Source organism: Clostridium sp. AM43-3BH, assembly GCF_003479985.1.
GTDB classification, from domain to species: Bacteria; Bacillota; Clostridia; order Lachnospirales; family Lachnospiraceae; genus Otoolea; species Otoolea fessa.
Map to the genome: position 1 here is coordinate 448145 of NZ_QUIH01000001.1, position 24813 is coordinate 472957.

Below are 24813 nucleotides of genomic sequence, written 5' to 3' on the forward strand. Positions count from 1 at the left end.
TTGATCTATCTCTTTAAATAAAATCTTCTCCCAGCTTCTCTGCCGCCGCGCGTGCAATCTGCTCCGGCGTGATCGGAAGCTCATAGAATCGTTTTCCGACTGCATTGTACACCGCATCAGCAATCGCCGGAAGCGGCGTGTTGATAACAATCTCGCCGATCGACTTTGCTCCGAACGGACCAGATGGCTCATAACTGCTCTCAAATTCAACGTTTAAATGTCCATAGTCAATCCGGGTCGGAATCTTATACTGCATCAGGGAATTTTCACGCACACCACCCTGTGCATTGCGGGTAATATTTTCCGTCAGCGCCATGCCGATTCCCTGCATCAGACCGCCCTCAACCTGCAGGCGGGACAGATTCGGATTGATCGGTGTACCGCAGTCTACCGCTGCCGCATAATTAATAACGCTGGTTTCGCCTGTCTCCATATCAATCTCAAGCTCAACCGCACCTGCCATAAACGGAGGCGGGGAAATGTGGGCGGTTCTCGACTCAGTTACCTCCAGCGGAATTTCATGCCCGTACATGGATGCCGTTGCGATATCAGCCAGAGCGATCTTCTTCGTCTCATCCCCGGCTTTTTCGGTTGTGAATACCTCTTTTCCGTCAAATTCCACTGCATCCGCCGGGACGCCCAGAAGCTCTGCACCCAGTTTACAGATCTGCTCACGCAGGCGCAGCGCACACCGTTCGGTCGCTTTTCCGGTCAGATAGGTCGTACTCGATGCATAAGAACCTGAGTCATACGGGGATGAATCCGTGTCCGCGCCCAGCACCGTGATCGCGTCGATTGGGCATTCCAGCACTTCCGCCGCAATCTGCGCCAGAATCGTGTCACAGCCGGTTCCCATATCTGCCGCTCCGAGCGACAATGTATAGAACCCTTCGTCGTTGACTTTGAGACGGGCACTTCCGACATCCATCGCCGTGATTGCCGATCCCTGCATCGCCATACCCATGCCGACGCTGCGGACCTTGCCATTGCCCATGTCACGCACCGGATATTTGTCTTCCCAGCCGATCATCTCACGCACTTTTTTTACACAACGGTCGAGTGCGCAGCTTGTATTAACCTGATTATAATATGCTGGCATCAGATCGCCCTCTTTAACCATGTTTTTCAGGCGGATCTCAAAGCGATCCATCTGAATCTGGTCTGCCAGCTCATTGACCGCCGACTCGATCGCGAAAAGTCCCTGTGTCGCACCATAGCCACGGTACGCGCCTGCCGACATGATATTCGTATAGACAACATCGCTGATAAAGCGGAATGCTTCAACACTTCCATACAACGGGATCGATTTGTGTCCTGACAGTCCAACGGTTGTCGGTCCATGCTCGCCGTAAGCACCGGTATTGGACAATGTGTAAAGATCGATGCCGCGGATCGTGCCGTCCTTCATCGCGCCCAGACGCACATGCATCTCCATCTCATGGCGCGGCGAAGACGCCGTCTGTGCCTCCATCCGGCTATAAATCAGCTTCGACGGTTTTTTCGTCATCCAGGTAACGAATGCCGGATAGACTTCACAGACCGCCGTCTGCTTTGCACCAAAACCCCCGCCGATTCTCGGCTTGCTCACGCGCACCATCGACTTCGGGATATGAAGCGCATTTGCCACGATTCTGCGGCAGTGGAACACGATCTGCGTGGAACTTAAAATATTTAATCTTCCGTAGGTATCGATCGAACAATAGGTACGGAATGTCTCCATCATCGTCTGCTGGCACGGCTTTGTGTGGTATACATGATCAATCACGATGTCGCAGTCCTTTAAAACCGCCTCGACATCCCCGTTGCCGCACTCATCGTGCGCGCAGAGGTTGCGCTTGTTGTCTGCGCCGACCGGAGCAAGACTCTCCCAGTTGTCCTCTGGGTGAACCAGGATCGGGTTGTCCTTTGACGTATGGAAATCCAGAACCGGCTCTAAGACTTCGTACTGTACCTTGATCAGGCGGAGTGCTTTATCGACACATTTTTCATCTTTTCCTGCTACAATCGCCACGATATCGCCCTGAAAACGAACATGGCGGTCGATCAGGAGACGGTCATACGGGCTCGCCTCCGGGTATGTCTGCCCCGCCTGTGTGTAGCGCTTTGCATCCTGCGGCACATCCTCCCAGGTATAAATTGCCTCGATGCCCGGAACTTTCATTGCGATCGCGGTGTTGATCGTTTTTACCATCGCATTCGCATACGGGGAACGCAGAAGTTTGACGATCAGGCAGTCCTGCGGCGCCAGATCATCCACGTAAACCGGCTGTCCGGTTACCAGCTGCATCGCATCTTTTTTTCGTACAGAAGTATTGACCACTCTCATTCTGCCGCCTCCTTCTGTTTTTCTCTCTTCCAGTCTAAAAATGCCAGAATGCCGCGAAGCTGTCCTTCATAACCGGAACAGCGGCACAGGTTTCCTGCCAGATATTCGCGGATTTCATCCTCCTCCGGGAACTCTTTTTCCCGGAACAGCGCCAGCGCATTCATGATAAAGCCCGGATTACAGAAGCCGCACTGTTCGGCTCCCTGATCGGCAATGAATGCGCCAAATTCTTTTGCCTCCTCCTGGAGTCCTTCCAGCGTCGTCACGCTGTGACCGTCCGCCCGCGCCGCCAGCACGGAACAGGAAAGCACTGGTTTTTCATCCAGGAATACGGTACAGAGTCCGCAGTTTGCCGTCTCGCAGCCGCGCTTGACACTGTAACAGCCCTGACTGCGTACCAGATCAATCAGAAGCGTATCCGGTTCAATCTCCGGGGAAATCTTCGTTCCATTTAGAGTAATCGTTATCTGCATCATATGTGAATCTCCTAATATTCATACTGTTATACGATCATTTTATTGCCCTATTTCGTTTAGCACTCTTCCAGCACACGCACCGCCCGCTTTATCAGAACACCGGTTAAATGTTTCCGGTATTCAGCGCTGCCGCGCATATTTGAAGACGTCTGAACCTGATCACGGATCCACTTTGCAAGACAGGCTGCTTTCTTCCCGGTCTGCGTCTTGTCCTGACTTTCTCTGGTATCGGCATCCGCATCTGCTTTTGTTTCAGCCTTTTGCTTTTCCTCTATAAGCGCCTGTATTGTCTCCGCTGATGCCTCGAACAACACAGCACGCCCCGGACGCGCACCGATGCTAAAACGATATGCTCCATCCGCCCGTTTCGCCGCTGCACAGGTCAGCACTGGAAAATCAGTCTGCGTATTCCGCACGGACTGGTAGTGATATACGGCTTTGTCTTTATGGACAATTAATTTGACTAAAATGTCCCGGCCGCCGATCTGTTTTGCAAATTCCACCAACGGCATCCTTCCAGCTTTGTAAAGTTCCACTTCGGTGTCCATCGCCAGGAACATCGTCAGGACATCTGAAAATCCAAATCTGCCATAGATACTGCCTCCGACTGTCGCCAGGTTCCGAAGCTGCACGCCGACGATATGGCGCACCGACTCGCGCATGGCACCGTCTGTGTATGCCGCCAATCCCGGATGTTCTTCCAGCTGGCGCAGGGTAACCATCGCGCCAATCTCAAACGCATCCTCTGTCTCCTCTATCTGATCCAGCCCCAGCCCTGAAATATCAATCGCGGTTCCTACATTGCCCCGGCTCATCTTCAGCCAGATCATACCGCCTATCACCCGGTTCGCTTTTTTCTGATTCAGCTCCCAGGCTTCCTCCAGGCTTTCTACCCGTTTATATTCTCGAATCGTCATCATAGGTTTTTCCTCTTTTTCATCTATTTCTTAAATAACAAAATTATCCATCTTTTATTATAGCATAAAACATGGTATAATTCCGTTGTTATTTTTAAAATACAACGAGACCCCTTTTTCCAGAAAAGATTAGGAGGATTTGACAAAAACTATGAAACCATCCATCCGTACCTACCTCTGCAACGACGAAAACCATCGTTTCTTTGGCGAAGGTCCTCGTCAGCTTCTTCATGCCATCGATGAAACCGGATCGCTCCGCTCCGCCGCTCTGTCCATGAATATGGCGTATACAAAAGCACTTCGGATTATCTGCTCCGCCGAAGCCACGCTTGGATTTCCACTGACCGTCCGCACCACCGGCGGAAAAGGCGGCGGAGGCAGCCAGATGACGGCGGAGGCGAGGGAGTTTCTAGCTAAGTATGAGGCATATCGGGATGCATGTACGGAGAGTGGGAAACAGTTATATGAAGAATTTTTTTGCAGGCGGAAATCTGTTTTTTTCTCTTCTGGAACACAAACGTCCTCTTTCACTTGTTTGCAAAATTCAAACGATGTTCGGGTCGCCTGCATCATCATGGCCTCCGGTCTTGGAAAACGTTTCGGCTCGAACAAGCTCATGGCTTCGTTCCACGGTACTCCGCTCATCCACTCGGTTCTGAATGTGACCGGTTCTGTTCCGCTCTTTGCCGATCGTCTCGTTGTAACGCGCTCCCGGGAGGTTCACGATTACTGTCAGTCCCTGGGGATTCCGGTGCTGATTCATACACTTCCCAATCGGAACGAGGCGCTCTGCCTGGGACTTACACACATGTTAAAAAGGCACCCGGATTTATCAGGCTGTCTCTTTGCACTCGGCGATCAGCCGCTTCTGCGTCCACGGACACTGGAACGGATATGCCGGCGCTATCTCGAATGCAGAATATCACCAAGTCACTCAAAATCTGTTTTCCCAGATTCTGATTTTTCCATTTTGAAATCAAAATTGCCTCAGAATTCAGGAATTGCAGAAAAATCACCGATTGTACAGCTCTGCAGCGTCCAAATGACGGCTTCTCCCGAACCTTCCGTCTCAACCACCGTCGGAAGCCCGATTCTCTTCGACCGGGCATATTTTGACGAACTGCTCCATCTGCCGGAAAAAGCTGGCGGAAGCCATGTTCTCCGCCAGCATCTGGACGTTGTCCAGTATGTGACTGCCGAAGTGCCGGAGGAATTGATGGATGTAGACACGCCGGAGGAGCTCAAACGCCTGGAGAATCTGGTAACAATCGAATAAAACTATAAGGACTGACATCGCACATGCAGCATGATGCCAGTCCCTTTTTATCAATCTACGTATCACTTTCAGCCATACATTCCATATTTTATAGATGGATCTTATATTTTTATGTACCTATGACCTTTTTCTAATCTTCCTATTTCTTACGCCTCTTCCTTCGGCAGCAGCACATTCAGGATAATCGCCATGAAAGCTGCCGGAACGATACCAGATCCGCCGAATACAAGCTGAATTGCTTCCGGCATCTTGGAAAGGATGGTTGCATGTGCACCCATGCCGTAACCAACACCCAGTGCAACAGAGACGATGGTCAGGTTGCGTGAAGTCATCTTCTCTTTCGTGATAAGCTGAATACCGCTAACTACGATCGAAGAGAACATCATAACCGCTGCGCCTCCCAGTACCGACTGCGGCATGATCGAAACGATCGCACCCAGCTTCGGAATCAGACCGCACAGAATCAGGAATACCGCGCCGGTTGCAAGTGCCATGCGATTGACTACCTTTGTCATCGTAACCAGACCTACGTTCTGGCTGAACGAAGTGTTCGGAAGAACACCGAACAGCGCCGCAATACTGGAACCAAGTCCATCGCAGATAACGCCGCCGGAAAGCTCTTTATCGGTCGCCTCACGGTCCATACCGCCCTCAACGACACCGGAAATATCTCCGACCGTCTCAACAGCGGTTACAATAAACATGATAAGAACCGGCAAAATCGCGCGCATATCAAAGACAATTTTAACCGGGACGATCGGCGGAATGCTGATCCAGCTCGCCTGTGCTACCTTATCCCAGTTTAATACCCATGCTTTGGTATATTCGGTTCCGTCCGCTGCAATACCCGTGTGCGGAAGCACCAGACCCATGATGAATGCTACAGCATAACCGGCAATAATTCCGACCAGAATCGAGGAAGAACTTAAATATCCCTTCGTTCCGTGCTTCACTGCCAGAATCACAATCAGGACAAAAATAGCAAGCAGCATATTTTCCATGGAACCAAAGTCCTGCGCCGAGCTGCCGCCGCCGAAGGAATTGACGCCGACCCCGATCAATGACAGACCAATCGAAAGAACGACCGTACCTGTTACGACCGACGGGAAAAATCGGCGAAGCGGCTTTAAGAAGCATCCAAGCACACTCTCGAACAGACCGCCGATGATCGAAGCACCCATAATGGCGCCGTACGCTAAAATACCGCCGCCCATCGTAGCCGCCACGCTGTTGAATACACCGATGAAACCAGAGCTGGTTCCCATGATAATCGGAACCTTGCCGCCAACCGGACCAACCGAAAATAACTGCAGCAGCGTGATCAGTCCCGCCACCAGCATCGCATTCTGCAGAAGCTCGATCTGCAGCTGTGCCAGATCGTTTCCGCCCGTGATACCACAGGCGCCTGTGATGATCAGAAGTGGTGTCAGGTTACCGACAAACATCGCAAGCACGTGCTGCAGTCCCAGCGGAATCGCCTGTTTTAACGGCATCTTCGCCTCAAACTCATAGGCAGGTCCCGTAAATTTCTTTTCATTTTCCATAGATTTTCTCTCCCTGTACCCAATTTAAAACTACCTTTTTACACAGTTTCCAAAACATTCTCAATTATAAAAAAAAGCATATGAACTGTAAAGATTGTTTTTTCATTTGTATATTATTTTTCATTAAGTAAGTTATAAGTATTACTTATAATTTGCTTACCCAGTCCACAATATCACCAAATACCTCTTCCCGGTTGATCTCATGAAACAGTTCATGCCTTGCCCCCGGATAAAGTTGCATCGCCACATTGGTACATCCGGTTTCTTGCAGATCTTCCATCGCGCGACGCACACCGCGTCCGCCTTCTCCGACCGGGTCCTCCTCTCCCGATATCAGCAGAATCGGCAGATTTTTCGGAATTCCATCAAAGCCTCTCTTCCGCTTCAAATCCAGCATGACCTGGAAAAAATCGACGAATGCCCCATCGGTAAATAAAAACTGGCAGTATGGATCCGCCTCGTATTTTTCATCCTCCTCCGTCACGCGCGACAGCCATTGATGTTCCGTTTTTCCTTTTTCAAAATAGCGGTTATAGCTTCCAAGAACCAGCTGGTGCAGCCGCTCATTTCGTCCATTTCTTCCTTCCAGCCACGCTGCCGCTGCCACGACGGTTCCGCCCAGCCACAAAAGTGGTTCCGGCTGGCTTCCGGTTCCCATGAAAATTGCGCCGTCCAGCCATTCTCCATAATGCGTGATAAAACGGCGTCCAAAAAACGAACCCATGCTGTGCCCCAGAAGAATATGCGGAATGCCCTGAAACTTGTGTTTCGCAAAACGTGCCACCTGCGCCATCGCACCGTTCACGCGGCGGACACCATTTTTCTCCGCGAACTCGCCCAATTCCCCTGGTTTTGCTGTCCGTCCATGTCCCGGATGATCGTGCCCGATGACCGCAATCCCCGCCCGGTTCATCGCCTGTGCAAATTCTTCGTATCTGCCAATGTGCTCGATCATACCGTGCGCCACCTGAATGACCGCCCACGGTGTTTCCTCCGGCTCCCAGCAGATGCCATGGATTCTGCCGCTCCCATCCTGAAATGGAATATAAAAATCTTTGCCCTGTGCCATCCTGATTTCCCCGCTTTCTAAATGCTATATCGAATTATCTCTCTCAACATTGCCTGAAATATTTTTTATTTTCCTGTTTTATTGAAGCATATAATTTTCAGATCCTTTTCATATACAGGATACCACAAAAACACTCTATTATACAATTTTCCCCCCTAAAAAAGAATGTGCCTTGTTGTGTAATAGGGAATTCCCTATTACACAACAAAAGCTCCATCTTTCGACGGAGCTTCTGCAGTCATACGTTTTATATATCGTATGTCATATATTCATGAATCAGTGATTCATTAGTTGTTTGTATACAGAGTAACGAGCTTGTTCAGGTACTGGTATCTAGCCTTTGCCTCTTCCTCGTTCTTTGCATCCAGCGCGCCGGCTCTATCCGGATTCTTCAGAGCCAGAGATGCGTAACGAACCTCACCCTTTAAGAATGCCTGGTAGTCACCTGTCGGTGCCTTGCTGTCCAGAGTGAACTTCTTGTCCTCTGCAGCCGGATTGTAACGGAAGTTGTGCCAGTAACCGCACTCTACCGCCAGTTTCTCCTCGGTCTGAGCCTTGTCCATACCTTTTTTGATACCGTGGTTGATACACGGAGCATAAGCAATGACTAAGGACGGACCCGGATATGCCTCTGCCTCAGCGATTGCCTTAACAGTCTGAGCATAATCAGCACCCATGGAGATCTGGGCAACGTATACATAGCCGTAGCTCATAGCGATGGAAGCAAGATCTTTCTTCTTCACATCTTTACCACCTGCTGCAAACTGTGCAACTGCACCGGTCGGAGTTGCCTTAGAGGACTGTCCGCCTGTGTTGGAGTAAACCTCGGTATCATATACCATGATGTTGATATCCTTGCCGGAAGCAAGTACGTGGTCAACACCGCCGAAACCGATATCGTAAGCCCAACCGTCGCCACCGAATACCCACTGGGATTTCTTAGCGAGGAAGTCTTTGTTCTTCACAATATCCTTGCAGTTCGGGCAGTCGATGCCGTCCAGAGCCTCTACCAGCTTGTCGGTAGCTGCGCCGTTCAATGCACCGATTCCGTAAGTATCCAGCCACTCTTTGCAAGCTGCTTTCACTTCATCGGTCGCCTGTTCTGCCGCCATCACAGCCTCAACCTTACCCTTTAAGCCGTCACGGATTGCGTTCTGAGCCAAAAGCATACCATAACCGAACTCTGCGTTGTCCTCGAACAGGGAGTTGTCCCAAGCCGGACCCTTGCCAGCCTTGTTCATGGTGTAAGGTGTGGACGGTGAAGAGTTGCCCCAGATAGAAGAGCATCCGGTTGCGTTGGCAATGTACATACGATCGCCGAACAGCTGAGTAATCAGTTTTGCGTACGGAGTCTCGCCGCATCCTGCACAAGCGCCGGAGAACTCAAGTAACGGCTGTTTGAACTGGCTTCCCTTAACGGTTGTCTCTTTATATTTATCAATGACATCCTGTTTGATCGGAAGTGTCTGACCGTAGTCATAACCCTTCTGAGCCTCCAGATTCTTGTCAAGACTTACCATCGTAAGTGCTTTCTCACCCTTCTTGCCCGGGCAGACATTTGCACAGGAACCACATCCGGTACAATCCAAGGAAGAAATAGTCATCACGAACTTGTACTGCGGCATACCTGTAAGCGGCAGTGTCTTTGTTCCTTCCGGAGCGGCAGCAGCCTCTTCCTCGGTCATCGCGATCGGGCGGATAACTGCGTGCGGGCACACATAAGAACAGAAGTTACACTGGATACAGTTGTCCGGATTCCAAACCGGTACATTGACTGCGATACCACGTTTCTCGTATGCAGCGGAACCAGACGGAGTTGTACCATCTACATAATCGGTAAATGCAGATACCGGCAGGTTGTTACCCTCCTGAGCATTAACAGCAGCCTGAACGGTGTTGACAAACTTAACAACATCTGCTCTTCCCTCGGTTGCGTGAGTCATCTCAAGTCCCTCGTCCTCGCCGTTCTTCCAGCTTTCCGGAACCTGAATCTCTACAACGTTCTGAGCGCCTGCATCGATAGCAGCCCAGTTTTTCTTAACAACATCTTCGCCCTTACGACCGTAGGTTGCCTTTGCAGCAGCCTTCATCAGTTCGATCGCTCTCTCCTCCGGAATAATATTTGCCAGCTTGAAGAATGCGGACTGAAGGATGGTATTGATACGGGTCGGGCCCATACCGGTCTCGATACCCAGTTTAACACCGTCGATGGTGTAGAATTTAATCTTGTGGTCAGCGATGAACTTCTTAACCTGTCCCGGTAAGTGCTGCTCCAGCTCTTCCATGTTCCACGGGCAGTTTAACAGGAATGTACCGCCGTCAACCAGTTCCTGAACCATGTTGTACTTACGGATGTAAGCCGGGTTGTGACAGGCAACAAAGTTTGCCTTGTGGATCAGGTAGGTGGATTTGATCGGTTTATGACCAAAACGAAGGTGGGACATTGTAACACCACCAGATTTCTTGGAGTCATAATCGAAGTAAGCCTGTGCGTACATATCGGTATTATCGCCGATGATCTTGATAGAGTTCTTGTTTGCACCTACAGTACCGTCAGCACCAAGACCCCAGAACTTACAGTTTACAGTTCCTTCCGGAGTGGTAACAAGCGGTGCGCCAAGCTCCAGGGAAAGGTTGGTAACATCATCTACGATACCGATGGTGAACTGTTTCTTGGTTGTGTTCTCATATACAGCTACGATCTGAGCCGGTGTGGTATCCTTGGAACCAAGTCCGTAACGACCTGTGAAGATCGGAGTCTGATCGAATTTTGTACCCTTTAATGCTGCTACTACATCAAGGTAAAGCGGCTCGCCAAGGGAACCCGGCTCTTTGGTGCGGTCTAATACGGAAATCTGCTTAACAGTATCCGGAATAGCGTCTACCAGTGCGCTGGCTACGAACGGACGGTACAGGCGAACCTTTACAACGCCGACTTTCTTTCCAGCTGCTACGAGGTAATCGATCGTCTCCTCGATGGTATCGTTGACAGAACCCATTGCAATGATAACGTGCTCTGCATCCGGAGCGCCATAGTAGTTGAACAGCTTGTAGTCTGTGCCAATCTTCTCATTGACCTTGTCCATGTATTCCTGAACAATCGCCGGAAGTGCATCGTAGTACGGGTTGCAAGCCTCTCTTACCTGGAAGAAGATATCCGGGTTCTGAGCGGAACCGCGCTGACACGGGTGGTTCGGGTTCAGTGCATTCTTACGGAATGCATCGATTGCATCCATATCTGCCATATCTTTCAGATCTTCATAATCCCAGGTCTCGATCTTCTGAATCTCATGGGATGTACGGAAACCATCGAAGAAGTTAATGAACGGAATCTTGCCCTTGATGGATGCCAGATGTGCAACCGGGGTTAAATCCATAACTTCCTGTACGCTGGATTCACACAGCATCGCGCAGCCTGTCTGACGGCACGCATAAATATCAGAATGGTCACCGAAGATGGATAACGCATGGCTGGCCAGTGCACGAGCAGAAACATTAAATACGCCCGGGAGCTGCTCACCTGCAATCTTGTATAAGTTCGGGATCATCAGAAGCAGACCCTGGGAAGCGGTGTACGTGGTTGTCAGCGCACCTGCTGCCAGAGATCCGTGCACTGCACCTGCTGCACCTGCCTCAGACTGCATCTCTGTAATCTGAACTGTGTGGCCGAAAATATTGGTTCTTCCGTCTGTTGCCCATTCATCGGTAGCCTCAGCCATCGGAGAAGAAGGGGTAATCGGATAGATAGCTGCCACGTCGGTGTATGCGTAAGAAGCATGCGCTGCTGCGTGGTTTCCATCCATGGTTTTCATCTTTCTTGCCATAATGAATATTCCTCCTATTGATAGTGAATGTATTCAGTAATAAATCTCCCCAAATAGATTGTCCTGGAAATTTACCTGATAATATTATAACAAATTCTCGTCAAAATGCAAATAATTTTGATTTATATCCGGTATTATTTTTCGAACAATTACAAAAAAGCTGTCTACTGTTTTTTCAGATAGTCGATAAAACCACAAAATATGAAAAAAAGCGCCGCCAGATGAAGAAAGCCTCTCCATCCAGCGGTGCTTTTCATTCAAATGCCGCTTGAATGCCCTTTTATCATTCATTTTTGCAATCTATCTTACAGCACTTTCTATATTTCACCTTAGTTTTGCCTTGGTTTTAATTGCTTCCAGGTCCATTTGCTTCCACAACCGGGTTCGTTTCCTCTGGCTCTGGAGTTGTCTCCTGTGGTCCTTCGTTGGATTCCGCCGCTGTCGTGGTCGGAGCTTTTGTCTCGCCGCCAGGGCTGGACGGTGCCGCTGTGGTTGTCTCATGTGCCGCTGTGCTCTCATTAGCTGCATTTGTCTCAGCCGCAGTGCTCTCTGCTGCCGCCGTTGCCTCCGTTGCGTTGGTCGCTACAGTAGCGGAACTGTTACGTTTGATCTGCGCTGCCTTTCCACGATAGCTGCTATTGTGAAAAAATTCACGACTCACTTCTTTATCATTCTCATAGGTAACCAGATCCGTGGACCAGCGGCTGCCCGGAGTCGCTGCCTTTGTCTGCACTTCCTGATTCGGCTGCAGGGAACCATCCTCGGTATAAACCGCAGACGGCGGATCAATCTCGCCTGTCTTCTCAGAAGACATACGGATCTTGACACCCTCTTTCAGAATCGGAACTCCATACAGTGCGATCGTCAGTTTTCGATCAGATGCGCTGAAGCTTGCCTTGATAGCCAGCGGATATTCCGAGTTGTTGACGAACTTGAAGTCCGGTCCGCCGTAGCTGACTGCCGCATCCTCGCCCGGTGTAACGTAGGACGGCTCGTAGCTGTGTGCGTGGCGCTCCGTACTCTTCAGCCCCGCAAATACAACCGCATTGTATAAGGTCGAAGATACCTGGCAGACGCCGCCGCCTGGCTCCTGGACAACCTCGCCATTTAAGTATGCGGTTGCCGGCTTGTAGCCTTTTTCTTCGGTTCTCGCACCGGTCGTATTGTTAAAGGAAAATTCCTGTCCTGGTTTGACAATCGTTCCGTTTAACGCTGCGACCGCCAGACGGATATTCTCGTTTCGGTTGCTGTTGGAGGTCGTCGTGGTTGTGTAGGTGGACATTGTCTTGTACTTATCCTGTACCGACGAATCCGCTGCGACTTCCTTCGTCTCTGCGGTCAGGACGGCATCAAACTCTTTCTTGTCAATCGCATCGACCATCGCCTGTGCCAGCTTATCCTGATCAATGACAAGTCCCTTGGTGCCCTCGCTGAACTCAAACTTACCCGTTTCCTTATTGTAACCGGAGATACCGCCGCTCTTGGCTGCCATGTTCCAGTTTCCGGCAATCAGTGCTGCCTCTGCCTTGGCATCCTCGATCATATTTTCCGTGTTGACTTCATATGTCTCACCCGGTTTCAGATCACTTGCATAGATCTCCTCGAGAAGCTGATCAACTTTATCCGCCATCAGATTGGTAACGTCGGTCTCTTTGTCCTCGTATTTGGCCTTCATCTTCCAGTCAAATGAATCAAGGATCGCCTTGCGCGCCTCCTCCTGCGTCATTCCGTAAATATTGACGCCGTTGACGGTCACCGCTCCATCTGCCACGGTACTCTCCTGTACGATATCCGATTCGGTCGCCCCGCCTGCCGCGCTGCCCCCACCGCACCCGCGGGAGGCAATCGCCGCTATCAGGATAACCGCCAGGACACCGATCACGATCAAAAGGATCTGTGTAATATCCAGACGGTTTCTTCTCTTCTTTTTATAACGCCCGGAAGTATGACTCCGACCGGCTGCCGCCCGATTCATCACAGTATCCCGGCGTCCCGTGCTTGTGTGCGCATCTGTACTTTTTGTATGGCTGGATGTTCCGGACGACGAACGATGCCCGGTACTGCTATGTCCGGCACGGCTGTACGAACTCAGCGTTCCGCCCTCCAATCCTCTATGTTCAAAATTCCTTCCTCCTGAAGAATTTCTGTTGTACTCACTCATTTTCCATCACCTGTCCGTCTTTTCCATGAAATTTTATTATATGTGTTTATTTGAAAATATCTCTGCTACAGTATAGCACAATTCCAGGAAAAGAAAATAACATAATTCTTAAATTAACTTATAAATTTTTTTGATCCCCACAACCGTTTCCTGGTACAAATTTCCACAGCCGCTCTGTTTTTTGTATAACGCTTCTTCTTTCAAATATATCTGATGTAAACAATCATTTTTGTTCCCGTTTACACACTGGCAAACTGCAGCGGGTATCTGCCGCATACTTGACTTTTCCATCTAATGCGGGTAGTCTTACAGCAGAAGGAGGTCTGCATCTATGCAGTTAATTGATTTACACGTTCATTCTACTGCTTCGGACGGCACACTCACGCCCACCGAAGTGACAAATCTGGCGCTCCAATGCGGTCTGACCGCCTATGCGCTGACGGATCATGATACAGTTGACGGCGTTGCGGAAGCCATGCAGGCAGCCGAGAACACCTCCCTGACTGTCATTCCCGGTGCCGAATTTTCCAGTCCTTATGAAGGAAAAGAAATCCATATTCTGGGGCTCTATCTGAACCCGCACTGCCCGGAACTTTTATCTGCACTGCGGCAGGTCCGCGAGATCCGTAACCGGCGCAATGAAGAGCTTCTCGCTTTATTTCAGGCAGATGGATTTCCCATTAAATATGAAGATTTAATTCACGGAAATGAACACACTGTCATCACCCGTGCCCATTTTGCACGCGCACTGCTTGAAAAAGGCTGTGTCACTTCGGTCAGCCAGGCATTTGATAAATACCTCGGGGACGGCAAAAAATATTACCGCCCGAAGCAGATGATTGAGCCGGAGGAAGCGATCCGCCTGATCCGTGTAGCTGGCGGTTTACCAGCGCTCGCACATCCTCTCCAGTATAAACTTGGCTGGAAAAAGACCGAGCAGCTTCTCTCCTATTTAAAAGAAGCCGGAATGATGGGCATCGAGGTTTATTATTCCTCACACTCTCAATCCGACAGTCTTCATTTACGTGAAATAGCTTCCCGTCTCGGTCTGGTCTCCACCGGCGGTTCCGATTTTCACGGTGCCAACAAACCAGATATCCATCTTGGAAGCGGCTACGGCGGTCTGCGGGTTTCTGCACTGCTGCTGGACAACATAAAAGCCCGGTTACAGCAGAAAAACAGCTAAAATGCTGATTTACCCGCTCACGCTTCTATCGGTTCCGTATGTTCAGGCATTTACAATCTATATGAAAACTTCTTCATGAACCTGCTGAACAGACGTCTGTTTATATGTTTACATATGATAGAGCGCCTGCTCAATCCCTTCTTCCGAGACGGACTCCGCCAGTACGGCTTTCATTCCCGCCGCGCTGGCGGTTTTTTCTGTCTTTTCTCCGATACAGACGGCTGTAAATCCGTTCAATGTCTCCTTATCCGGCTGTAAAATATCCAGGAATCCCTGTACCGTCGATCCGCTCGTAAACGTGGCCGCATCGATCGCGCCCTCTTTTAGGAGTTCACGGATGCGCTCTGCAAGCGGCGATTCCTCCGGCGTGATCGTATCGTAAAGTGTCACATCCATATAGGATATTCCGGCAGCTTCAAATGCCTGCGTCAGTTCCGGCGAACCATGTCTGGCGCGCAGGATGCATACGCGTTCGTTCTGCTTCACCTGTTTTGCCAGCCCTTTTCCGAGATCTGCCGCATAAAAGCGCTCCGGAATATAATCTGGGTAAATGCCGTGTTCCCGGCAGACGGACGCGGTTCCCTCACCGATCACAGCAAAACGCAGATGGGAGAGGCTCCTGAAATCTTTCTGCATCTGGTTCAAAAGCTCAAAGAAATATTGTGCCCCTGCCGGACTCGTGAGCACCAGCCAGTGATACGATTCCAGATTCCGAACCAGTTCATACAGTTTTTCTTTATCCGCTGTGCCAGCATCCGCTTTTTCTGATTTTTTCCAGACCGGTTTTAACTCAATCGTCGGAAATTCCAGCACCTCCGCTCCGGCATCGCGCAGATGTTCCGCCAGCTTCTGGCTGCGCTCCTTCGGGCGGGTAATCACGATCCGTTTTCCTGCCAACGGCTTTTCTTCTCTCCATGCACACGTATCAGCAAGCGCACAGACCTCCCCGATCACAAGGATGGCAGGCGCCTTGACGCCCTGACGCACACCCTCTTCCGGAAGTGTCTGCAGGGTTGCGCGGATCATTCTCTGGGACGCAAGGGTTCCGTTCATCAGAAATGCCGCCGGCGTCTCCGGTTTCATTCCCGCATTCAGAAGCCCCTCACAGATCCTCGGCGCATTCGCAACACTCATCAGAAAAATTAAGGTGCCGCCGACCCGAGCAAGTGCCTCAAAATCCAGAGCCGGCATGCCCTCCATTCGATGTCCGGTAATCACATGAAACGATCCCGCCAATCCGCGGTGCGTCACCGGGATGCCAAAATATGCCGGAACCGCCAGGCTGGAGCTGATACCTGGAACCACCTCAAACGGGATCTGATGTTTCTTTAAAAATTCAGCTTCTTCGCCGCCGCGTCCAAAGACGAACGGATCCCCGCCCTTGAGGCGCACGATCGTTCCGCCCTTTTTCGCTTCCTCTAATAAAATTTCTAAGATTTCTTCCTGCTTCTTCGAATGGCGTCCACTCCGTTTACCAACGTCAATTTTCCGCGTGTGCTCCGGAATCCAGCCCAGTACCGCGTCGCCTGCCAAAGCGTCGTAGACGACGGCATCCGCCTGCTCCAGAAGTTCTCTGCCGCGCAGAGTAAAAAGCCCTGCATCGCCAGGGCCCGAGCCGATAAGGTAGACTTTCCCCAGCGGAGACAGTGCAGGCTTTCCCGATAACTGTTCCGCCAATTTTCTTCCAAGCTCCGCTGCTTTCTCTGCCTCCCCCTCAATGGAGCCAATACGGACTTCTCCCGTTTCTTCCTTATAATAAAGACCTCGCAGCTTGATTTTTCCATTTTCAAGCACCGCCGAAGCTGCTGTCGGCGACGAACATCCGCCTCCAAGCGTGGCGACAAAGCCCTGTTCTGCCCTGGTTAAAACCGCAGACTCCTCAGAGTGAACCATTTTCACAAAAGGGATCTCCCGGTCACGCCGTCCCTGGATTGCCAGAATACCCTGTCCTGCTGACGGGATCATTTCCTCCACAGAAAAATAACGGCTGATGCGATCTGCAAATCCCAGACGAATCAGCCCCGCCGCTGCCAGAATCAGCGCATCATATTCGCCAGAATCGAGCTTTCGCAAACGCGTGTTCAGGTTGCCTCGGATCCCCTTAAATTCTGCATCCGGGAATAATCTCTGCCCCTGTAGGACGCGGCGGCGGCTGGAAGTTCCGATTACCGGGTGTGCCGGAAGCTCGGATAAGCCTTCACGCAGAACCAGCACATCGCGACAATCTTCGCGCTCTAAAAGCGCCAGCACCGGCAGCTCCTCCGGCGGACAGAGCGGCATATCTTTTAAGGAATGAACTGTCAGCTCGCACCGCCCTTCATAAAGCGCCTGATCCAGCTCTTTTACAAACAATCCCCTGCCGCCAACCGCATCAAGTGGACGGTCAAGCACCTTGTCTCCCGTCGTTTTCATCGTGATCAATTCAAATCCTGTCTCCGGACAGACATTCTGCATCGCTGCGATCGCCATCTTTGACTGAACAACTGCCAGCGCACTGTCGCGGCTGCCTACGCGGATCCTATTTTTATCTGTCAATTTTTAATCTCCTCTATAAAATATATTAAGTATCTTCTACCTCTGCCTCCGCCAGCACGCGGCGTACTTCTTTTGCTACACGATGCGTCAATCCCGGATCCGCTCCGCCAGAAATCAATCCGGCTGTCAGTTCTCTGCCCTGGGCGATCGCCGGGAAATAAAACTCTGACTGACTTTTATCGGAAGCCATATTAAACCAGACGGAATGGCTCGACGCATCCTCCTTGATCCCTGCGTCCGTCCCCGTCTGCCCGGTCGCTGCCAGCGCCATAAAAAAGCTTTTTTCCTGCCAGATCGTATCACGAACTTCCTCATAGGTTTGTTCAATCAGACAGATTTTCCGTGAATCCGCCAGCTTCCGTATCTCTTCCGAAGTGTTCGGTGCAATCACCGTGATCGCTGCGCCAAATTTTTCCAGCACGCCGACCCGCCTCGATGCCACACTTCCAGCTCCCACAACCAGCACCTGCCGATCTGTCATATCTATAAAAATCGGAAAATAGGACATTTCTCTTCTCCCACTATTTTCGTTTGGTAACTGTTCAGTGCCTTCACAGTCACGCGCAATAAATCCGCAGACCTACTGAACAGTTACTTCGTTTGTTTCTATGCCACCGGAATTGAGTTCATCTCTTCAAAACCGTATTTCCGTATTATTATAAGGTTTCACGTTTTATAAATCAAGCATGAGGCAGACCTATTTTTCATTTTAGAACCTCTTTTGTTTCTGTTCACGGGTAGGCACTTTGGGAACCGAAAGTGCCGTAAGAAAACGTGGTGGCAGCAGGAATTTGCCGTATTGAAATGCGAAGCCACGGCAAATTCCGTTACTTTTTACGTATGCGTGTACAGTAACCCTCTTTTATTAATACCCGTATACGTAAAAAGTAATCCTTGTTTTGTCTTGCCAGAACGGTGCAGATTTTGTATACTTATAACACATTTAAATTCAATACAATGAGTATAAAAAGATTGACTAATACCAATAAAGGAGTTACAACGATGGAAGAATTTTACAAAGCAATCGAAGACAAGATCAAAGCTTCCGGCTATCCGGGCGAGGTAAACGGCGAGGATATCTACAACGACATCTGCGATCAGATGGAGGAAAAAGAAAATGGAACCTATCTGTTTCTCTCCAAAAAAGACAATGGCGTCGTATTTGAATACAAGGTAGACATTCTGGATGAGTCCTTCAATCTCTCCTATGTTCATATTACCGCAAATAACGACACGTTTCATATTGATTTTGACAATTAATAGACAATCTTTTCTTGGACATCCCTGTATTTTTGACATACAGGGATATTTTTTTAAGGATTTTTTTGGAAAATGTGAGCATTGCGCCCTTTATAGAGGTCTGTTATAATTATCATTGTTAAAAGATTGACGAAATTATAAACTGCACACAGGGTTGTGTGCCAATCCATGAAGGAGGGCTAAATATGAAAATCCAGAACATTTCCGATGTAAACACATTTTTTAAAGTAATTGATTCCTGCAAAGGAACCGTCGAACTGGTTTCCCCGGAGGGCGACCGCATCAACCTGAAATCCAAGCTGTCCCAGTATCTGTCGATGGCAAATATTTTTTCCAATGGCTATATCAAAGAGCTGGAGCTGGTTGCTTATGAGAAAGAGGACTTAGACCGACTGATTAAATTTATGTATCAGGGGGAGTAAGCTCTCTTCTGAGGTGTACACGGTATGTACGTTGCCATTGTATAAAAAAATGTTTGAATGATGCGATAGAAACTGTATAAAAAAGCTTTCTGGCTACATGGCAGATTGGCTCTGCTGCACAGGAAGCTTTTTTCCGTTTTATGAATCTAAGTCAAACCGTTTCTCATACTTCACGCAGTAAACACGCAAACCTTCTAAACAGCTACGCTTCTATCCGCGCCAGCTCTTGAAAGACTTTTTCAATTTCTTCCCGCGACGCCCGGAATGTTCCCTGCACCATCTGGGTGCTCCCGCCGCCGCGTCCCTGCAGACGGGCGTTTAATTCTTTTCCGAATGCACGCATATCACGGCCGAGGCTTCCGGCTGTGTAGTTATAACCTGACGCGTCATCGCCAGAGCACACCAGCACGGTCTCTCCTTTTTCCTGTTCCAATAGCAGATTTGCAAACTGACGCACCAGAACTGGCGTCATGCCCTGCTCAAATACAGTCAACGCTTTCTGCCCCTGCGGATAGACGTCTGCCTGCATGGTGAGAATGCGCTGCCAGAGGCGGTTGATCTCACCGTCCTTGCGCCCGCTCTCCTCTTTCAGATGGCTGACCGCCTCTGCCGCCTTCTCCGGTTTTGCAGAAAGCAGGTTAGAGATCGTCTGCATCTGCTCCGTCTTCGCCTCAAAATTCTCCAGCGCACGGTCACCACAGAGCATGGAGAAACGCACGCCGCCCTTGTAATTCATCAGGGAAAGCACCTTGATCACGCCGATCTCTCCCGTGTAATCCACGTGTGTGCCGCAGCAGGCACAGATATCCGCCCCCGGAATCTCTACAATGCGGACCTGACCGGTCAGCTCTTTCTTGCTGCGGTAATCGATCGTTTTCAATTCCTCCTCACCCGGATATGTCACCTGTACCGGAAGATTTGCCCAGACAACCGCATTTGCCTTCTTCTCGATTTCCTTTAACTGTTCCCAGTTAAGCGGACCATTCAGATCGACCGTCACTTCATCGTGTCCCATATGAAATCCGACATTATCATATCCGTATGCGGCATGAATCAGCCCCGATATGATATGTTCTCCCGTATGTTGCTGCATGTTGGAAAAACGCTGTTCCCAGTCGATGGCCGCGTGAACGGTGCTTCCCACCTCCAGCGGCGCGTCCGTCTCATGAACAACCACGCCATGTTTCTCCTCCACATGTGTCACATGCACTTCCCCGATCCGTCCGGTGTCCGACGGCTGTCCGCCGCCCTCCGGGTAAAATCCGGTTTGGGAAAGTTCCACCTCAAATCCGTGCTTTGCCGGGCGACAGGCGGTGACGATGGCATCAAATTCTTTTACATACGGTGTCTGATAATATAACGGTTCCATTTTCATTCCTCTTTTCATTTCGTTGTACAATGTTCTGTGACAAATCGTTATGGATAAACATCCATGTCGATCCGCCCGGTTATCTCGGTTATCTCGATTATTTCAACAAAAAATTTATAGTAAAATATTTCCGTCCTAATTTTCCTGATTTATGGAAACTGTGGCAAGCTGCCCCTCATATGATGAAGTGTATAGAAAATCTCGGAGGACATAACCATGAGTGATTTAGCGGCTACCAACTGCGGTTGCGGATGTGATAACAACGGAGGAAGCTGCGGCTGTAATTGTGGCTGTGGATGCGGCGGTTTCGGCAACAACAACTGTCTCTTTCTGATTCTGATTCTGCTGTGCTGCGGCGGATGTGGCGGCGGATGCTTTGATCACGGATGCGGCGGCAACAACTGCGACTGCCTGATCTGGATCCTGCTTCTGTGCTGCTGCTGTGGCGGCGGTGGCTTTGGCTGCTGATAAACATCCGCCCATATCCAGCATATCTTTTGAGAATGCATCCATGTACATTTTAATACCGCAGATTTAACACCATCACATCTTATTTGCGCGTCAACTGATAAATCAATGCATTGCAGATCGCGGCGGCTACATTGCTGCCGCCTTTTCTGCCTCTTGCCACAATATAAGGAGTGTCCGGCAAGGATATAATCAATTCCTTGGACGGCACGACATTGACAAAGCCGACCGGCACGCCGATGATGAGCTTCGGGTGGATTTTTCCCTCCTGAATCAACTCGTACAGACGCACTAGCGCGGTCGGTGCATTCCCAACTGCAAAAATACAGTCTTTTCCCATTTCTGCCGCCTTGTCCATGCTGGCAACCGCACGGGTGGTCCCGGACGCTGCCGCTTTCTTCGCGACATCCTCGTCCGCCATAAAACAGTAGACCTCACCGCCCAGCGACGCAAGCGCGCGCTTGTTGATGCCGGATTTTCCCATATTCGTATCAGTCACGATGCACGCCCCATTTTTCAGGGCTTCCAACGCCTTATCGACTGCGCCCGGTGAAAATACAAGCGAATCTGCGTACTCAAAGTCAGCTGTCGTGTGAATCACGCGTTTCACAATTGGTGCTTCTTTCTCCGGAAATGTCCGTTCCCCCAGCTCCTCGGTGATAATCTCAAAACTTCTCGCCTCGATCTCCGACGGCAATACCTGACTGAGTTCTTTCATTTTTTCATCCATCTATCTACACTCCCTTTTCCAGAATCCGGTAAATTGCTTCCATATCCAAGTACTTCCGCATCGTGTCTGCCAGCCGGTTGTACTGCTCTTCCCGGTATTTCTCATAATCAAACGATAATCCGCCGACTTCCGGCTCCATTCCTTTTTCTTTCATCAGCGCACAGACAATCGTCTCCGCCACCTCTGCCTTGTCAAAAATGCCGTGGACGTAAGTGCCGTAGAGATTGTCCCGGCAGCAGCCATCTTGTTTTTCAGTGTGGTTTCCCGCCTGTTCTTCCCTAAGTTTCAATAAACTATGATTTACGGCTTTTTCCTGCTCCTTGATCACGTTCTTAACAATATCACCGCCGACAGATGATGTCTCTCCCATATGTATTTCATATCCTTCCGCCTCCATCCCCGAAAGCCCGGAAAAGATACCGCTGACCGTCCCGAAACATCCCTTGACCTGCGTCCTGGTCTTTTCTTCCTGAAACTGTGTCTGTAACGGCAGAAGTCCCATACCGGAGATCGTACGCCCAGGCACACCCGCCTCGGTTCCTTCCTGATCTGACAGCGTCTGTCCCATCATCTGATAGCCGCCGCAGATGCCCCAGATCGGCGTTCCTCCGGCTGCTTTCTTTAAAACTGCCGCTTCCAGACCATTCTGCCGCATCCAGAGCAAATCCTCGATCGTATTCTTCGTTCCCGGAAGAACAATCAGATCCGGTCGTCCCAGCTCAGACAGGCGGCTCACATAACGCACCGAAACGCCGGGGATCGGGTCAAAGACGTTCAGGTCAGTGAAATTGGATAAACGCGGAAAGCGGATGGCTGCAATGTCGATCCATGCCTCTACATGTTTTTCAGATGACTCGTTTTCCTGTTTAAGGGTATTATTCCGCCCTGTGGATGAAAGGCGGCTGCTTAAACTATCCTCGTCCTCGATATCCACATCCATGTACGGAACGACGCCGACCACCGGAATCTTGCATAATTTCTCGATCATCTCAACACCTGGATCCAGGATCGTCTTATCGCCGCGGAATTTGTTGATGATAAGCCCCTTTACCATCGCCTGTTCATCCGGTTCCAGAAGCGCTACCGTTCCATAGAGCTGTGCAAACACACCGCCCCGGTCGATGTCCCCGGCAATCAGCACCGGCGCACCCGCCATGCGCGCCATTCCCATGTTCACGATATCATCCGATTTTAAGTTGATCTCCGCCGGGCTGCCGGCGCCCTCGATCACGATGATATCGTACTGTTCGGACAAGTGCTGAAACGCTTTCTTGATTTCCGGGATTAGCTGCTTTTTATACTTGAAATATTCCTTCGCGGGCATTGTGCCGATCGGGACACCGCGCACGATCACCTGAGAACCGACATCGCTGGATGGCTTTAAGAGAATCGGATTCATGTCCACCGATGGCTCACAGCCCGCCGCCTGCGCCTGCACTACCTGTGCGCGTCCCATTTCCAATCCCTCGCTGGTAATATAGGAGTTCAGCGCCATATTCTGCGATTTAAACGGCGCCACGCGGTAGCCGTCCTGCTTGAAAATCCGGCAGAGTCCCGCCGCCAGCAGGCTTTTTCCCGCATTGGACATCGTTCCCTGTATCATGATTGCTTTTGCCACGGTGAAATCCTCCTTATTTTTGAGTGTCTTACCAAATAATGGTTGCTCAAAGCTATTTAATTCGAAGCTATTTTGTGCTTAACCGAAACTATTTTTCTGCCATTTGTCCTTTCAAATGACAGAGGCTATTTTATGGGTTCGTGTAACTGTTCAGTACCTTCACAGTCACGCGCAAAAATCCATTAAAAATTGCCTACGGCAATGGGATTTTTGCCTGCTGGCCCATGTTTTCGTACGGTCAGCGCAGTAAATGCGCAGACCTACTGAACAGTTACGGGTTCGTTTTATATTACAAATTCACATTGTGTTTTTCTTCAGATTGTACCTCTTTCAAAATATTTATCAACCTTTCATTTTCTCCTCGGTTCCGCACCGCCACCCGGTAATAATGACGGTTCAGCCCTTCAAAATTCTCACAGGCGCGAATCAAAATGCCATGCTCTAAACACCCCTGTTTGTAATCGCGCGAATCCTCATCCGGCGAACGGAACAACAGATAATTTGTCTGGGACGGATAAACGATAAATCCCAGTTCTTCCAGTTTTTCCGCCAGCCGCGGACGTTCCGTCTGCAAAGATTTAACCGTCCATTCCAGCAGATTTCCTTCTGAATGAGCCGCCAGTACCGCAAATGCCGCCACCCCGCCCGCCTGTGCCGGAGCCGAGACACTCCACGGCTGGCGGAACTTCTCGAGGCGTTCCCGGAGTCCGGCATTGGAGATGATGCCATAGCCCAGGCGAAGGCCTGCCATTGAGCAAATTTTGGTCAAGGCATTTAAGAGAATAACGTGATCTCCAACACCATTTAACAAATTTCCAACAAACGAACATTCTCTCCGTGTATCCAAAAACCACTGAAAACACTCGTCCAGCATAAGCCAGGTATGTGTTTCCCGGCAGACCTCCGCCAACCTTTCCAGCTCGGTGGCTGAAATAGCGCGCCCTGTCGGGTTATTGGGATTTCCGAGAATCAATATTTTTTCCCAGACGTTTTCATGTTTAGAGGATAAAGTTGGGACCGAATCTATCTTCGATGCATCCCCAGAGCCATCGCAAAGCATGGCATACAATTCTTCCCTCGTACTCTCCAGGGAAAATCCATTTTCTTCCCTTAAATGAAGCCACCGGATCTTGCAGCCGCACATCCGAAGCGCCTGCTCATACTCCGAAAATCCCGGTGCCAGCAAAATCGCCTGTTTGGGCCGAATCGCTGAGACAACTGCATATAAAATATCCGAAGCACCGTTTCCAAACACGAGCCAGTCCTTCGGAATCGGCGTGCCGTCTGCCTCATAAAAAGCAGCCGCTGCACGCCGCAGCTTCCGGCATAAAGCATCCGGATATTGTTCCCAAGCAGCCGACGATGCTATCACAGCATCACGGACAGCCTGCGGCATTCCAAGACGATTTGTATTGACTGAAAAATCTAACTCTACGGCTGCATCACCGTAAATATCGCCGCCGTGCGTGTATGGCATAGATGCTTCCTCCCTGTTGTTCCCTCTTTTTTGTGTATTCTTTATCTGGTTACTCTTTCCTTCGTTCGTTCTTTTTTTGATATTTTTATCTGTTTGATTGCTTCATTATTTGGATTTTTTGCCTTTTTTATATTCTTCTTTGTTAAAATTCCCTT

At 50.0% G+C, this 24813-nt stretch carries 19 protein-coding genes; 5 read left to right on the plus strand and 14 right to left on the minus strand.

The annotated features are described in order from the left end of the window. Positions 1–13: 13 nt before the first annotated feature. The 3 genes from DW931_RS01990 to DW931_RS02000 are packed head-to-tail and all read right to left on the minus strand — an operon-like array spanning position 14 to position 3722. A complete protein-coding gene (locus DW931_RS01990) occupies positions 14–2326 on the minus strand; it encodes a molybdopterin cofactor-binding domain-containing protein (protein ID WP_118468604.1) in 2313 nt (770 codons plus the stop codon). Next, positions 2323–2799, minus strand: a complete 477-nt coding sequence (locus DW931_RS01995) for a (2Fe-2S)-binding protein (RefSeq protein WP_107000403.1) — start codon at positions 2797–2799, stop codon at positions 2323–2325. Before DW931_RS01995 ends, DW931_RS01990 begins: the two co-directional genes overlap by 4 nt. Positions 2800–2858: 59 nt before the next feature. After that, the gene (locus DW931_RS02000; RefSeq protein ID WP_117795471.1) at positions 2859–3722 is read right to left on the minus strand and encodes an FAD binding domain-containing protein; all 864 of its coding nucleotides are present in this window, start codon (positions 3720–3722) and stop codon (positions 2859–2861) included. A gap of 148 nt (positions 3723–3870) precedes the next feature. Here DW931_RS02000 and DW931_RS15815 point away from each other — a divergent pair, with 148 nt between their 5' ends. Further along, positions 3871–4995, plus strand: coding sequence for an NTP transferase domain-containing protein (locus DW931_RS15815; RefSeq protein ID WP_182429167.1), 1125 nt, complete (start codon positions 3871–3873; stop codon positions 4993–4995). Between the two features lie 146 nt (positions 4996–5141). On the opposite strand, the gene DW931_RS02010 is transcribed toward DW931_RS15815, so the two are convergent. The 5 genes from DW931_RS02010 to DW931_RS02025 form a co-directional block, all read right to left on the minus strand. Beyond that, entirely contained in the window at positions 5142–6539 is a 1398-nt protein-coding gene (locus tag DW931_RS02010) for a nucleobase:cation symporter-2 family protein (RefSeq protein ID WP_118522484.1), read from the minus strand. Positions 6540–6684: 145 nt separating this feature from the next. Continuing rightward, positions 6685–7608, minus strand: a complete 924-nt coding sequence (locus tag DW931_RS02015) for an alpha/beta hydrolase (RefSeq protein ID WP_106999934.1) — start codon at positions 7606–7608, stop codon at positions 6685–6687. A gap of 287 nt (positions 7609–7895) precedes the next feature. Continuing rightward, positions 7896–11432 (minus strand): pyruvate:ferredoxin (flavodoxin) oxidoreductase, encoded by a 3537-nt coding sequence (gene nifJ / locus DW931_RS02020; protein WP_106999935.1) that lies wholly within the window; start codon positions 11430–11432, stop codon positions 7896–7898. 84 nt (positions 11433–11516) lie between these two features. Continuing rightward, positions 11517–11723 carry a hypothetical protein gene (locus DW931_RS16040; RefSeq protein WP_147353608.1) on the minus strand — a complete coding sequence of 69 codons (207 nt, stop codon included), beginning with the start codon at positions 11721–11723 and terminating at the stop codon, positions 11517–11519. A gap of 55 nt (positions 11724–11778) precedes the next feature. Then, positions 11779–13539 carry a VanW family protein gene (locus tag DW931_RS02025; protein WP_243036885.1) on the minus strand — a complete coding sequence of 587 codons (1761 nt, stop codon included), beginning with the start codon at positions 13537–13539 and terminating at the stop codon, positions 11779–11781. A gap of 385 nt (positions 13540–13924) precedes the next feature. Here DW931_RS02025 and DW931_RS02030 point away from each other — a divergent pair, with 385 nt between their 5' ends. Continuing rightward, positions 13925–14779: a PHP domain-containing protein gene (locus DW931_RS02030; protein ID WP_118482152.1), complete on the plus strand. Its 855-nt coding sequence runs from the start codon at positions 13925–13927 to the stop codon at positions 14777–14779. A 108-nt stretch (positions 14780–14887) separates the two neighbouring features. On the opposite strand, the gene hemC is transcribed toward DW931_RS02030, so the two are convergent. Together hemC and DW931_RS02040 are read right to left on the minus strand one after the other, a co-directional pair. Further along, on the minus strand, positions 14888–17314 hold the full coding sequence (hemC, locus tag DW931_RS02035; RefSeq protein ID WP_243015299.1) for a hydroxymethylbilane synthase: 2427 nt from the start codon (positions 17312–17314) through the stop codon (positions 14888–14890). A 25-nt stretch (positions 17315–17339) separates the two neighbouring features. After that, complete coding sequence (locus DW931_RS02040) at positions 17340–17822, minus strand: NAD(P)-dependent oxidoreductase (protein WP_118626849.1); 483 nt, start codon at positions 17820–17822, stop codon at positions 17340–17342. Between the two features lie 494 nt (positions 17823–18316). Here DW931_RS02040 and DW931_RS02045 point away from each other — a divergent pair, with 494 nt between their 5' ends. Together DW931_RS02045 and DW931_RS02050 are read left to right on the plus strand one after the other, a co-directional pair. Continuing rightward, positions 18317–18574, plus strand: a complete 258-nt coding sequence (locus tag DW931_RS02045) for a hypothetical protein (protein WP_022359554.1) — start codon at positions 18317–18319, stop codon at positions 18572–18574. 185 nt (positions 18575–18759) lie between these two features. Continuing rightward, positions 18760–18996 (plus strand): hypothetical protein, encoded by a 237-nt coding sequence (locus tag DW931_RS02050; RefSeq protein WP_022359553.1) that lies wholly within the window; start codon positions 18760–18762, stop codon positions 18994–18996. A gap of 202 nt (positions 18997–19198) precedes the next feature. On the opposite strand, the gene DW931_RS02055 is transcribed toward DW931_RS02050, so the two are convergent. After that, entirely contained in the window at positions 19199–20365 is a 1167-nt protein-coding gene (locus DW931_RS02055; RefSeq protein ID WP_118482155.1) for an alanyl-tRNA editing protein, read from the minus strand. Positions 20366–20581: 216 nt separating this feature from the next. On the opposite strand from DW931_RS02055, the gene DW931_RS02060 reads away from it, so the two are divergent. Continuing rightward, positions 20582–20833 (plus strand): hypothetical protein, encoded by a 252-nt coding sequence (locus DW931_RS02060; protein ID WP_022359551.1) that lies wholly within the window; start codon positions 20582–20584, stop codon positions 20831–20833. Positions 20834–20915: 82 nt separating this feature from the next. On the opposite strand, the gene DW931_RS02065 is transcribed toward DW931_RS02060, so the two are convergent. The 3 genes from DW931_RS02065 to DW931_RS02075 all read right to left on the minus strand — a co-directional run bounded on the left by DW931_RS02065 (position 20916) and on the right by DW931_RS02075 (position 24658). Beyond that, the gene (locus tag DW931_RS02065) at positions 20916–21551 is read right to left on the minus strand and encodes a precorrin-8X methylmutase (RefSeq protein ID WP_107000405.1); all 636 of its coding nucleotides are present in this window, start codon (positions 21549–21551) and stop codon (positions 20916–20918) included. Positions 21552–21567: 16 nt separating this feature from the next. Further along, positions 21568–23181 carry a cobyric acid synthase gene (locus DW931_RS02070; protein ID WP_118482156.1) on the minus strand — a complete coding sequence of 538 codons (1614 nt, stop codon included), beginning with the start codon at positions 23179–23181 and terminating at the stop codon, positions 21568–21570. 289 nt (positions 23182–23470) lie between these two features. After that, positions 23471–24658: an aminotransferase class I/II-fold pyridoxal phosphate-dependent enzyme gene (locus DW931_RS02075; protein WP_118482157.1), complete on the minus strand. Its 1188-nt coding sequence runs from the start codon at positions 24656–24658 to the stop codon at positions 23471–23473. Positions 24659–24813 lie beyond the last annotated feature (155 nt).

Excerpts from the sequence above, each read along its gene's own strand:
- DW931_RS01990 (WP_118468604.1), bottom strand. The coding sequence starts at position 2,326 with ATGAGAGTGGTCAATACTTCTGTACGAAAAAAAGATGCGATGCAGCTG.
- DW931_RS01995 (WP_107000403.1), bottom strand. The coding sequence starts at position 2,799 with ATGCAGATAACGATTACTCTAAATGGAACGAAGATTTCCCCGGAGATT.
- DW931_RS02000 (WP_117795471.1), bottom strand. The coding sequence starts at position 3,722 with ATGATGACGATTCGAGAATATAAACGGGTAGAAAGCCTGGAGGAAGCC.
- DW931_RS15815 (WP_182429167.1), top strand. The coding sequence starts at position 3,871 with ATGAAACCATCCATCCGTACCTACCTCTGCAACGACGAAAACCATCGT.
- DW931_RS02010 (WP_118522484.1), bottom strand. The coding sequence starts at position 6,539 with ATGGAAAATGAAAAGAAATTTACGGGACCTGCCTATGAGTTTGAGGCG.
- DW931_RS02015 (WP_106999934.1), bottom strand. The coding sequence starts at position 7,608 with ATGGCACAGGGCAAAGATTTTTATATTCCATTTCAGGATGGGAGCGGC.
- nifJ (WP_106999935.1), bottom strand. The coding sequence starts at position 11,432 with ATGGCAAGAAAGATGAAAACCATGGATGGAAACCACGCAGCAGCGCAT.
- DW931_RS16040 (WP_147353608.1), bottom strand. The coding sequence starts at position 11,723 with ATGAATGATAAAAGGGCATTCAAGCGGCATTTGAATGAAAAGCACCGC.
- DW931_RS02030 (WP_118482152.1), top strand. The coding sequence starts at position 13,925 with ATGCAGTTAATTGATTTACACGTTCATTCTACTGCTTCGGACGGCACA.
- DW931_RS02040 (WP_118626849.1), bottom strand. The coding sequence starts at position 17,822 with ATGTCCTATTTTCCGATTTTTATAGATATGACAGATCGGCAGGTGCTG.
- DW931_RS02045 (WP_022359554.1), top strand. The coding sequence starts at position 18,317 with ATGGAAGAATTTTACAAAGCAATCGAAGACAAGATCAAAGCTTCCGGC.
- DW931_RS02050 (WP_022359553.1), top strand. The coding sequence starts at position 18,760 with ATGAAAATCCAGAACATTTCCGATGTAAACACATTTTTTAAAGTAATT.
- DW931_RS02055 (WP_118482155.1), bottom strand. The coding sequence starts at position 20,365 with ATGGAACCGTTATATTATCAGACACCGTATGTAAAAGAATTTGATGCC.
- DW931_RS02060 (WP_022359551.1), top strand. The coding sequence starts at position 20,582 with ATGAGTGATTTAGCGGCTACCAACTGCGGTTGCGGATGTGATAACAAC.
- DW931_RS02065 (WP_107000405.1), bottom strand. The coding sequence starts at position 21,551 with ATGAAAGAACTCAGTCAGGTATTGCCGTCGGAGATCGAGGCGAGAAGT.
- DW931_RS02075 (WP_118482157.1), bottom strand. The coding sequence starts at position 24,658 with ATGCCATACACGCACGGCGGCGATATTTACGGTGATGCAGCCGTAGAG.